The 9171-nt window shown below is 58.0% G+C and carries 17 protein-coding genes; 13 read left to right on the plus strand and 4 right to left on the minus strand.

Annotated elements, in window-relative coordinates; translation table 11 throughout:
- The first annotated feature begins 2 nt into the window (after positions 1-2).
- The 12 genes from rpsJ to LPB072_RS01970 all read left to right on the plus strand — a co-directional run bounded on the left by rpsJ (position 3) and on the right by LPB072_RS01970 (position 6072).
- Positions 3-317 carry a 30S ribosomal protein S10 gene (gene rpsJ / locus LPB072_RS01915; RefSeq protein WP_066089121.1) on the plus strand — a complete coding sequence of 105 codons (315 nt, stop codon included), beginning with the start codon at positions 3-5 and terminating at the stop codon, positions 315-317.
- Positions 318-535: 218 nt separating this feature from the next.
- A complete protein-coding gene (gene rplC / locus LPB072_RS01920) occupies positions 536-1216 on the plus strand; it encodes a 50S ribosomal protein L3 (RefSeq protein WP_066089118.1) in 681 nt (226 codons plus the stop codon).
- Positions 1216-1836: a 50S ribosomal protein L4 gene (rplD, locus tag LPB072_RS01925; protein WP_066089115.1), complete on the plus strand. Its 621-nt coding sequence runs from the start codon at positions 1216-1218 to the stop codon at positions 1834-1836. Before rplC ends, rplD begins: the two co-directional genes overlap by 1 nt.
- Positions 1833-2147 carry a 50S ribosomal protein L23 gene (rplW, locus tag LPB072_RS01930; protein ID WP_066089112.1) on the plus strand — a complete coding sequence of 105 codons (315 nt, stop codon included), beginning with the start codon at positions 1833-1835 and terminating at the stop codon, positions 2145-2147. Before rplD ends, rplW begins: the two co-directional genes overlap by 4 nt.
- Positions 2148-2149: 2 nt before the next feature.
- A complete protein-coding gene (gene rplB, locus LPB072_RS01935) occupies positions 2150-2980 on the plus strand; it encodes a 50S ribosomal protein L2 (RefSeq protein WP_066089109.1) in 831 nt (276 codons plus the stop codon).
- A 12-nt stretch (positions 2981-2992) separates the two neighbouring features.
- Positions 2993-3268, plus strand: a complete 276-nt coding sequence (gene rpsS / locus LPB072_RS01940; protein WP_066089107.1) for a 30S ribosomal protein S19 — start codon at positions 2993-2995, stop codon at positions 3266-3268.
- A 9-nt stretch (positions 3269-3277) separates the two neighbouring features.
- Entirely contained in the window at positions 3278-3613 is a 336-nt protein-coding gene (rplV, locus tag LPB072_RS01945) for a 50S ribosomal protein L22 (RefSeq protein ID WP_066089104.1), read from the plus strand.
- A 16-nt stretch (positions 3614-3629) separates the two neighbouring features.
- Positions 3630-4514 carry a 30S ribosomal protein S3 gene (rpsC, locus tag LPB072_RS01950; RefSeq protein WP_066089101.1) on the plus strand — a complete coding sequence of 295 codons (885 nt, stop codon included), beginning with the start codon at positions 3630-3632 and terminating at the stop codon, positions 4512-4514.
- 2 nt (positions 4515-4516) lie between these two features.
- Positions 4517-4933, plus strand: coding sequence for a 50S ribosomal protein L16 (gene rplP, locus LPB072_RS01955; RefSeq protein ID WP_066089098.1), 417 nt, complete (start codon positions 4517-4519; stop codon positions 4931-4933).
- 16 nt (positions 4934-4949) lie between these two features.
- A complete protein-coding gene (rpmC, locus tag LPB072_RS01960; RefSeq protein WP_066089095.1) occupies positions 4950-5156 on the plus strand; it encodes a 50S ribosomal protein L29 in 207 nt (68 codons plus the stop codon).
- A gap of 11 nt (positions 5157-5167) precedes the next feature.
- Positions 5168-5437 (plus strand): 30S ribosomal protein S17, encoded by a 270-nt coding sequence (gene rpsQ / locus LPB072_RS01965; protein WP_066089092.1) that lies wholly within the window; start codon positions 5168-5170, stop codon positions 5435-5437.
- 128 nt (positions 5438-5565) lie between these two features.
- Entirely contained in the window at positions 5566-6072 is a 507-nt protein-coding gene (locus LPB072_RS01970; protein ID WP_066089089.1) for a peroxiredoxin, read from the plus strand.
- A gap of 89 nt (positions 6073-6161) precedes the next feature.
- Here LPB072_RS01970 and LPB072_RS01975 read toward each other — a convergent pair whose 3' ends face one another.
- Positions 6162-6677, minus strand: a complete 516-nt coding sequence (locus LPB072_RS01975; RefSeq protein ID WP_066089086.1) for a GNAT family N-acetyltransferase — start codon at positions 6675-6677, stop codon at positions 6162-6164.
- Between the two features lie 45 nt (positions 6678-6722).
- Positions 6723-7397 carry a cytochrome b/b6 domain-containing protein gene (locus LPB072_RS01980; protein WP_066089083.1) on the minus strand — a complete coding sequence of 225 codons (675 nt, stop codon included), beginning with the start codon at positions 7395-7397 and terminating at the stop codon, positions 6723-6725.
- Between the two features lie 156 nt (positions 7398-7553).
- Between LPB072_RS01980 and LPB072_RS01985 the strand changes: the two genes are divergently transcribed.
- Positions 7554-8006: a c-type cytochrome gene (locus tag LPB072_RS01985; protein WP_066089080.1), complete on the plus strand. Its 453-nt coding sequence runs from the start codon at positions 7554-7556 to the stop codon at positions 8004-8006.
- 85 nt (positions 8007-8091) lie between these two features.
- Here LPB072_RS01985 and LPB072_RS01990 read toward each other — a convergent pair whose 3' ends face one another.
- Together LPB072_RS01990 and LPB072_RS01995 are read right to left on the minus strand one after the other, a co-directional pair.
- Complete coding sequence (locus LPB072_RS01990; protein ID WP_066089077.1) at positions 8092-8598, minus strand: TlpA family protein disulfide reductase; 507 nt, start codon at positions 8596-8598, stop codon at positions 8092-8094.
- Positions 8599-8721: 123 nt separating this feature from the next.
- Complete coding sequence (locus LPB072_RS01995; RefSeq protein WP_066089074.1) at positions 8722-9153, minus strand: thioredoxin family protein; 432 nt, start codon at positions 9151-9153, stop codon at positions 8722-8724.
- Positions 9154-9171: the final 18 nt, after the last annotated feature.

The raw sequence follows: 9171 nt of genomic DNA on the forward strand, positions 1-9171 counted from the left end.
AGATGTCATCCAAGCAAAAAATCCGCATCCGCCTGAAGGCGTTTGACTACAAACTGATCGATACCTCGGCTGCCGAGATTGTTGAAACCGCCAAGCGCACCGGCGCGATTGTCAAAGGCCCTGTGCCTTTGCCAACCCGCATGAAGCGTTTTGACCTGTTGCGCTCGCCGCACGTCAACAAAACGAGCCGCGACCAGCTCGAAATCCGTACGCACCAGCGTCTGATGGACATCGTGGACCCGACCGACAAAACGGTTGATGCCCTGATGAAGCTCGACCTGCCTGCAGGCGTGGACGTCGAAATCAAGTTGCAGTAATGCCGCTTTGCAGACCCTCGAACGGTCACTGATCGGTCGAGGGCTTGCAGAAAAAATGCCTGCTGGTTATACTCGCAGGCTTTCCTGCCTTTTGGTGGGAAGTAAGTAGTAGGAGGCAGCAAGCTGTTTAAACAGCTGCGCCATTCGCCGCGGAGGTTCTTTCGAGAGCCGCCGCATCATCAGCCCCGGCCAATTGCAGTCGGGAACGGAGAAAAGAAATGAGTCTTAGCAACTCCCTCGGGTTGTTGGGTCGCAAGGTTGGCATGATGCGCCTGTTCACCGAAGATGGGGATTCAATCCCCGTCACGGTGGTCGACGTGTCCAACAACCGTGTGACGCAAGTCAAAACTCAAGCCAATGATGGCTACGATGCGTTGCAGGTCACCTTCGGTGCCCGTCGTGCGTCCCGCGTCACCAAGCCTATCGCAGGCCACCTGGCCAAGGCCGGTGTTGAAGCGGGTGAGATCATCCAGGAATTCCGCGTCGCTTCTGACGTCGCTGCCCAGTACCCCGCAGGTGCTGTTGTGGCTGCCACGGCTGTTTTTGCCGCTGGTCAGAAAGTGGATGTGCAGGGTACTTCGATCGGTAAAGGCTTTGCCGGTACCATCAAGCGCCACAACATGAGCTCACAGCGCGCGTCGCACGGTAACAGCCGTTCGCACAACGTGCCGGGCTCTATCGGTATGGCTCAAGATCCTGGTCGCGTGTTTCCTGGAAAGCGCATGACCGGCCATCTGGGCGATGTCACCAAAACCATTCAAAACCTGGATATTTTCCGCATTGACGAAGCCCGTCAGTTGCTGATGATCCGCGGTGCTGTGCCGGGTGCCAAAAACGGTTTCGTCACCGTTCGCGCAGCCATCAAGGCCAAGCCAGTCGCCGACAAGGGAGCAAACTGATGCAAGTTGAACTCCTGAACGACCAAGGTCAGGCCGCCTCCAAGATGGATGTGCCTGAGACCGTGTTTGGCCGTGACTACAACGAAGCGTTGATTCACCAGTTGGTGGTGGCCTATCAGGCCAACGCCCGCCAAGGTACGCGCGCTCAAAAAGGTCGCGACCAAGTCAATCACTCGACGAAAAAGCCTTTTAAACAAAAAGGCACCGGTCGCGCTCGCGCTGGTATGACGTCCTCGCCCATCTGGCGCGGAGGCGGTCGTGCTTTCCCGAACAAGCCCGACGAGAACTTCACGCAGAAGATCAACAAGAAGATGTACCGCGCTGGTATGGCTTCGATCTTCTCGCAGCTCGTGCGTGAGGGCCGCTTGGCGGTTGTGGAATCCATCAAGCTGGACTCCCCAAAGACCAAGACCCTGGCTGCCAAGTTCAAGGCTTTGAACATGCAGTCGGTCCTCGTGATCACCGAAGAAGTGGACGAGAACCTGTACCTGGCTTCGCGCAACCTGCCCAACGTGTTGATCGTTGAGCCCCGTTACGCCGACCCGCTGTCGCTGGTGCACTACAAAAAGGTGATCGTCACCAAAGGTGCCCTCGACCAGTTGAAGGAGATGTTCGCATGACCATCACAAAATACGACGAAGGCCGCTTGATGCAGGTGCTGGTTGCACCCATCGTGTCGGAAAAAGCCACTCAAGTGGCTGAAAACACCAATGCGGTGTTGTTCAAGGTCTTGCGCGATGCGTCCAAGCCTGAGATCAAAGCCGCCGTGGAGTTGATGTTCAAGGTTGAAGTGCAGGGCGTGTCCGTGCTCAACCAAAAGGGCAAAGCCAAGCGTTTTGGTAAGTCCATGGGCCGCCGCGATCACGTTCGCAAGGCCTATGTGACCCTCAAGCCTGGTCAAGAACTGAACTTCAGTGGGGAGGCTGCGTAATCATGGCTGTCATTAAGATGAAACCAACCTCACCAGGCCGTCGCGGCATGGTGAAGGTCACGCGTGACCACCTCCACAAAGGTGAAGGTTACGCACCCCTGCTGGAACCACAATTCCAGAAGGCCGGCCGTAACAACAACGGTCACATCACGGTTCGCCACAAGGGCGGTGGTCACAAGCACCACTACCGCGTGGTCGACTTCCGTCGCACCAAGGATGGCATCCCTGCGAAGGTCGAGCGTATCGAATACGACCCGAACCGCACGGCTCACATCGCTCTGTTGTGCTACGCCGACGGCGAGCGCCGCTACATCATCGCCCCCCGTGGCGTTGAAGTGGGTGCCACGCTGTTGTCGGGCTCCGAGTCGCCGATTCGCGTCGGTAACACGCTGCCTATCCGCAACATCCCGGTCGGTTCAACCATCCACTGCATCGAACTGCAAGTTGCAAAGGGCGCTCAAATCGCTCGCTCGGCTGGTGCTTCTGCTGTGCTGTTGGCCCGTGAAGGCATTTACGCTCAAGTGCGTATGCGTTCGGGTGAAGTGCGCAAGATCCACGTGGATTGCCGCGCTACGCTCGGCGAAGTGTCCAACCAGGAACACAGTCTGCGCCGTTTGGGCAAAGCCGGTGTCAAGCGCCACATGGGTATCCGCCCAACCGTGCGCGGTACCGCCATGAACCCAGTCGATCACCCGCATGGTGGTGGTGAAGGCAAGACCGGCGAAGGCCGTGCACCAGTGGATCCATGGGGCAACCTGACCAAGGGTTACCGTACCCGCAACAACCGCCGCACGCAGTCGATGATCGTCTCGCGTCGCAAGAGCAAGAAGTAAAGGGCTGACAAAATGAGTCGTTCACTTAAAAAAGGCCCTTTCATTGACCATCACCTGATGGCCAAGGTTGAAAAGGCTGTTGCAACAAAAGACAAGAAGCCCGTCAAGACATGGTCGCGTCGCTCCATGATCTTGCCTGACTTCATCGGGCTGACCATTGCTGTGCACAACGGCAAACAGCACGTGCCTGTATACGTCACCGATCAGATGGTTGGACACAAGCTTGGCGAGTTTTCGCTGACGCGCACGTTCAAAGGCCATCCGGCAGACAAAAAAGCGAAGAAGTAAGGACCAACCATGAGCACAGAAACTCGCTCCATCGTTCGCGGTGTGCGCCTGTCGGTGGACAAAGGCCGCCTCGTCGCCGATTTGATTCGCGGCAAGAAAGTTGACCAAGCGCTCAACATTCTCGCGTTCACACAGAAAAAAGCCGCTGGCATCGTCAAGAAAGCTCTGGAGTCGGCTATCGCCAACGCCGAGCACAACGACGGCGCCGACATCGACGAATTGAAGGTCACGACCATCTACGTCGAGCAAGGCACCACGCTCAAGCGTTTCTCGGCCCGCGCCAAAGGCCGCGGCAACCGCATCAGCAAACCCACCTGTCACATCTATGTGACGGTTGGAAACTGAAAGAGGTCACTGGAATATGGGACAAAAAATCAACCCAACCGGGTTCCGCCTCGCAGTTTCACGCAACTGGGCCAGCCGCTGGTATGCAAGCAACCGTGACTTCGCGGGCATGCTCGCCGAAGACATCAAGGTGCGTGAGTACCTGAAGGGCAAGCTGAAGAACGCCGCTGTTTCGCGCGTCGTGATCGAGCGCCCCGCCAAAAACGCCCGTATCACCATTTACTCGGCACGTCCGGGCGTGGTGATTGGCAAAAAGGGCGAGGACATCGAGCGTCTGAAGAAAGAACTGGCTGCCAAGTTGGGCGTGCCGGTTGCAGTCAACATCGAAGAGGTGCGCAAGCCCGAAATCGATGCCAAATTGATCGCCGACAGCATCACGCAGCAGCTCGAAAAACGCATCATGTTCCGTCGGGCCATGAAGCGTGCGATGCAGAACGCCATGCGTCTGGGTGCCCTGGGCATCAAGATCATGTCTTCCGGTCGTTTGAACGGCATTGAAATCGCTCGTTGCGAGTGGTACCGCGAAGGTCGCGTGCCACTTCACACCCTGCGCGCTGACATCGACTACGGCACGTCCGAAGCCAAGACCACCTACGGCATCATTGGTGTCAAGGTCTGGGTTTACAAAGGCGATCACCTCGGCCGCAACGATGCGCCTGTGGTAGCCGATACGCCTCGTCCAGAAGAAGAGCGTCGCCCACGTGGCCCGCGCCGTGAGCGTCCAGCTGGCCCGCCAGCCCGCGCCGCAGTGCGTCGCCCAGGTGCCAGCGCCGCTCCTGCCGATGGCAGCGACAAGCCTGCAGAAGCCACCGCTGGTGCTGATGCAGATACCAAATCCGCCGTTAAGCGCGTTCGCAAAGACGCACCCGCAGAGGCATCTGCGGACGGCAAAGGAGAATAAACATGCTGCAACCTGCACGTCGCAAGTTCCGTAAGGAACAAAAAGGCCGCAACACCGGCGTCGCCACCAGCGGCGCTACCGTGGCTTTCGGTGACTTCGGTTTGAAGTCCACCGATCGCGGTCGCCTCACGGCCCGTCAGATCGAAGCCGCACGCCGTGCGATTTCCCGTCACGTGAAGCGTGGCGGCCGTATCTGGATCCGCGTGTTTCCGGACAAGCCGATTTCCCAAAAACCTGCCGAAGTCCGTATGGGCAACGGTAAGGGTTCGGTTGAGTACTACGTGGCTGAAATTCAGCCAGGCAAAGTGCTCTACGAAATCGTCGGTGTTCCAGAACAGCTGGCCCGTGAAGCTTTCACTCTGGCAGCCGCCAAACTTCCTTTGCGCACCACATTCGTGACGCGCATGCTGGGTCAGTGATTCAGGAGACTATCAAATGAAAACTACTGATCTGCGCAAAAAGGATGTGGCTGGCCTCGAAGCCGAAGTGAAATCGCTGCAAAAGGCCCATTTCGGCCTTCGCATGCAAAAAGCCACGCAACAACTCAACAATACCGCAACGCTCGGCGATACCCGCCGCGACATTGCCCGTGCCAAGACCATCTTGGCCGAGCAACAGCGTGCTGCGGCCGCCGGCAAATAAGGAGCGAAATTATGACGGAAGCAAAAACCTCCCTCAAGCGCACCTTGATTGGCAAGGTGGTCAGTGACAAACGTGCGAAGACCGTGACGGTTCTCGTGGAGCGCCGTGTGAAGCACGAGCTCTACAACAAGATCGTCGCCAAGTCGAGCAAGTACCATGCGCACGACGAAAAAGGCGAGTACAAGATGGGCGACGTGATTGAAATCTCGGAAAGCCGTCCGCTGTCGAAAACCAAGAATTGGGTTGCGACCCGCTTGGTGCAAAAGGCCGCACTGGTTTAAAGACCTTTGCGCTGCCCGCAGCGCCTCATCAAAAAGCGACCGACAATCTCGGTCGCTTTTTCTTTTTCTGGCCTCAGTTTTTTTGGGGCTGCAACAATGGTCTTGCGACCACACACAAGGAGTACCCCATGATTCAAGTAGGCGAAAAAATCCCTGCAACGGTGTTGATGGAATATGTGGAAGTCGAGGGCAATGGGTGCAGTATTGGCCCTAACCCGGTGGATACCACCAAGGCCACAGCTGGCAAAACCATTGCCTTGTTCGCGCTGCCCGGGGCCTTCACACCCACCTGTTCCGCGCAACACGTTCCGGGCTATGTGGCCCAGTTTGATGCATTCAAGGCCGCAGGTGTGGACGAAATTTGGTGCGTGAGTGTGAACGATGCCTTTGTGATGGGTGCCTGGGCGAGGGATCAAAAGACGGGAACGAAGGTTCGCATGCTGGCCGATGGCGATGCCGCTTTTGCCAAGGCCACGGGCTTGACGCTGGATCTCACCGGCAAGGGTCTGGGCTTGCGCAGCAACCGCTACTCGATGCTGGTCAAGGACGGTGTGGTGACCACGCTCAATATCGAGGGCCCCGGGAAATTTGAGGTCAGTGACGCCGCAACGTTGCTGGCCCAGGCGAAGGCCTGATTGCTCTGCGCCGGTTGTTGGCGCTTCCCCTTTTCTAGTGACGGAAGGCCGCTGCATATTCTTGCAGCGGCCTTATTTTGTGGCGGGCGCTAGCTGTTCGAGCTGTGCACCAGATCGGCGAGAAGATAGTGCGCGCCTGGTATAGGGTTGTGATAGTAGGGTGCAACTTCCACAAAGCCCGCCTCTTGATAGAGGGCGCGGGCGGTCTCCATTTCGCTCAAGGTGTCCAGCAACATGGTGGCGTAACCGGCTATCTGGGCCTGCATCATGATGCGCTCGACCAATTGGCGACCCAGGCCGAACCCGCGAAATGCAGGACGAACAAACAAGCGTTTCATCTCGCAGGCGTTCACATGATCGCTGCTGACCATCGACCGCAGGCCGCAACAGCCAGCAGGCGCTCCGTCAACCAACGCCAGAAAAATTGCACCCATGGGCTCGGTGTAGTCGCCTGGCAGGTTCGCCAGTTCTTCGTCAAAGCCCTGAAAGCACAGGTCAATATCGAGAGAAGCCTGGTAGTCGAGGAACAATGCACGAACGGCTTCGATATCAGCTGGGGTATCGGCCAGTCGCATCTCAATTGCGGCAGAGGAGAGGGCGGTCATGGAACTCGGGGCAAGACAGGCGGGGAACCACTATACGACAGCGCTCTAAAAGCCACTGGAAGCACCGAACTCGATCAGCCGGTTCACGCCATAGGCACACAGCAACAGAAGGCCAAGCGCCAGCAGGCGGGTGGCTGCCGTGTCCTTGCTGGGTTCGACGGGCGTGGATAGAACCTTGTCGCCAGCGAACATGGGGCGAACCAGATCCTCTTTCCTGACCCATTTGTAATAGGCAATCGCCAGCAGGTGGAGGGCAACCAAAACGATCAGAATCACCTTGCCCACTTCCTTGTGGTAACCCGTCGCCAACGACACGGTATCACCTGAGACCAGGGCTGAAAGCGGGCCTGCAAAAGCAATATCGTCGTCCGCGAAAAGCCCGCTGCCCACCTGCGCCAATAACACCAGCAGCATCGCGAACACAGACAGTGCGCCAGTGGGGCTGTGCCCCGCAGTGAATGTGGCCGGGCTCTCGCCGCGAAGGTGTCGCAACAACGAAGCTGGCGAGTAGACGAAGCTGACAAAGCGGGACCAGCGCCCACCGACAAAGCCCCAACTGATGCGAAACAACAGCAGGGTCAACACACTGTAGCCAAAGCGGAAGTGCCAGTTCATGGCATTGCCGCCGATATTGGCGGTGACCACCAGGCCGACGACGCAAATCGCCAGGGCCCAATGGAACAGGCGGGTTGGCAGGTCCCAAATACGAGTGGCATACATGGTTGAAACAGACCTATTAGGATTGGAAAGTCCACACAATAACTGAGAGTTCCGAGGTGCTGAAGTTCCATGCGGAACTATTGCGCAACCCATACACTCCTCAACAGGTGGTTGATTGCCACGCCAAATCACACAGTCCACATCCACGGAGGTTCTATGAAACTGATGGCTACCTTGACCCTGGCCGCTGCGGCCGCCACCCTGGCTGCACCCGCCATGGCCCAATTCAAAAACGGTGAAGATGCGGTGAAGTACCGCAAAGCAGCGCTTACCGTCATGGGCAACCACTTTGCCCGGGTGGGCGCAATGGCCAGCGGCAAGCAGCCATTTGATGCCAGGGTAGCGGCTGAAAACGCCGCGCTGGTTGAAACCTTGAGCAAACTTCCATGGGCCGGGTTTGTTGCGGGTACCGATAAGGGCGATACGCGGGCGCTGCCTGAAATCTGGACCGAAGCCGATGCCTTCAAGGCAGGGGCAGACAAGATGCAGGCGGCTGTGGCCAAGCTCAGTGCGGCGGCCAAGACAGGCAATCTGGATGCGGTCAAAACCGCGTTCGGTGAAGCCGGCCAGACCTGCAAAGCGTGTCACGACGACTACCGCAAAGACTGAAGCGGCGCTTCAGATCAAAACAAAATGGCCAGCACGGTGAACGTTGCTGGCCATTTTGCCTGTGTACCGGGCACCGGCAAAAGCGCTACCCCTTGCTCAGGAGCTCGCCAATCAAGGCATGCAATGCCTCCATGTTCGGTTCGCCGACAAAGCGCTTGACGATGCTGCCTTCTTTGTCGACGAGGTAAGTGGTGGGCGTGAGTTTGACATCCCCCCAGTCTTGGGCAATCTGCCCGGTGTTGTCGATCGCCACTTTGAAGGGCAACTGGCGTGACTGGGCGAAGCTCACGACCCAGTTCGGCTGGTCATAGCTCATAGCCACGGCAACTGTTTCATACCCCTGGTCCTTGAACTTGTTGTGTGTAGCAATCAGCGCAGGCATTTCCTTGACGCAGGTCACGCAGGTCGTCGCCCAAAAGTTCACCAGGGTTACCTTGCCTTTCAGGTCGGCCGTGGTGGTCTTGGATCCATCCAGCAGCACGAAGGTGGACTGAGGTGCCGCGTCGTTGGTGCTGCACCCGGTGAACGCCAGGCCGCTGGTTGCGATCAAGCCAGACAGGAGAAGCGTGCGACGCGAGGTAGGTGTAAACATATTGAAGCTGTGTGGCGGGCTGATTTTGAAGGGGCGTGGCCCTGATTAGGCAGTGAGAAGCTGTTGGGTCGCAAAAAGTTCCTTTGAGCGCGTTGGCCCAAGAGCTGAAAAGTGGCCAAGCGCCTATCTGCGCAATTTGCTTCGGGCCTCGGTCAGGCGGGCATCAAGGTACTCACCATAGAAATCGGGCACGGCAACGCCCTGCAGGCGCTCCGCCAGCTCTTCGCCCCGACTCCCGAAGAACAACACAGTGGGTGCGAATTTTGCCTTCCAGGCGGCCACCTGTTCAGCCGGACTGGACGTTTCGCCCTTGAACCCCTGCAGCAGCGTGCGCCTGTCGCGTGTGTCGAGCTGAACCGCAACAATCTCGCCCGCCTTGAGCATGGGCAACAAATGGTGTTGCCGCACCAGATCACAAAATGGGCACCCGGGCAAGGTGGTCATCACCACCAAGGGCTCACCCTTGGACGCCGCCATCTGGGCAGCAGCGCGCAGCGAAGTCGGGGTAGGCAGCGCCAAGGAGGGCCGGGCGGCGGCCGGGGCAACAGAGGTCATGGTGGGAATGCCGATGGG

The sequence above is a fragment of the Hydrogenophaga crassostreae genome (assembly GCF_001761385.1).
Classification (GTDB): Bacteria; Pseudomonadota; Gammaproteobacteria; order Burkholderiales; family Burkholderiaceae_C; genus Hydrogenophaga; species Hydrogenophaga crassostreae.

Coding starts and splice junctions, on each gene's coding strand:
- rplC (WP_066089118.1), top strand. CDS start 536: ATGAGTCTTAGCAACTCCCTCGGGTTGTTGGGTCGCAAGGTTGGCATG.
- rpsQ (WP_066089092.1), top strand. CDS start 5,168: ATGACGGAAGCAAAAACCTCCCTCAAGCGCACCTTGATTGGCAAGGTG.
- rpmC (WP_066089095.1), top strand. CDS start 4,950: ATGAAAACTACTGATCTGCGCAAAAAGGATGTGGCTGGCCTCGAAGCC.
- rpsJ (WP_066089121.1), top strand. CDS start 3: ATGTCATCCAAGCAAAAAATCCGCATCCGCCTGAAGGCGTTTGACTAC.
- rplW (WP_066089112.1), top strand. CDS start 1,833: ATGACCATCACAAAATACGACGAAGGCCGCTTGATGCAGGTGCTGGTT.
- rpsC (WP_066089101.1), top strand. CDS start 3,630: ATGGGACAAAAAATCAACCCAACCGGGTTCCGCCTCGCAGTTTCACGC.
- LPB072_RS01980 (WP_066089083.1), bottom strand. CDS start 7,397: ATGTATGCCACTCGTATTTGGGACCTGCCAACCCGCCTGTTCCATTGG.
- rplV (WP_066089104.1), top strand. CDS start 3,278: ATGAGCACAGAAACTCGCTCCATCGTTCGCGGTGTGCGCCTGTCGGTG.
- rplP (WP_066089098.1), top strand. CDS start 4,517: ATGCTGCAACCTGCACGTCGCAAGTTCCGTAAGGAACAAAAAGGCCGC.
- LPB072_RS01975 (WP_066089086.1), bottom strand. CDS start 6,677: ATGACCGCCCTCTCCTCTGCCGCAATTGAGATGCGACTGGCCGATACC.
- LPB072_RS01990 (WP_066089077.1), bottom strand. CDS start 8,598: ATGTTTACACCTACCTCGCGTCGCACGCTTCTCCTGTCTGGCTTGATC.
- rplD (WP_066089115.1), top strand. CDS start 1,216: ATGCAAGTTGAACTCCTGAACGACCAAGGTCAGGCCGCCTCCAAGATG.
- rplB (WP_066089109.1), top strand. CDS start 2,150: ATGGCTGTCATTAAGATGAAACCAACCTCACCAGGCCGTCGCGGCATG.
- rpsS (WP_066089107.1), top strand. CDS start 2,993: ATGAGTCGTTCACTTAAAAAAGGCCCTTTCATTGACCATCACCTGATG.
- LPB072_RS01995 (WP_066089074.1), bottom strand. CDS start 9,153: ATGACCTCTGTTGCCCCGGCCGCCGCCCGGCCCTCCTTGGCGCTGCCT.
- LPB072_RS01985 (WP_066089080.1), top strand. CDS start 7,554: ATGAAACTGATGGCTACCTTGACCCTGGCCGCTGCGGCCGCCACCCTG.
- LPB072_RS01970 (WP_066089089.1), top strand. CDS start 5,566: ATGATTCAAGTAGGCGAAAAAATCCCTGCAACGGTGTTGATGGAATAT.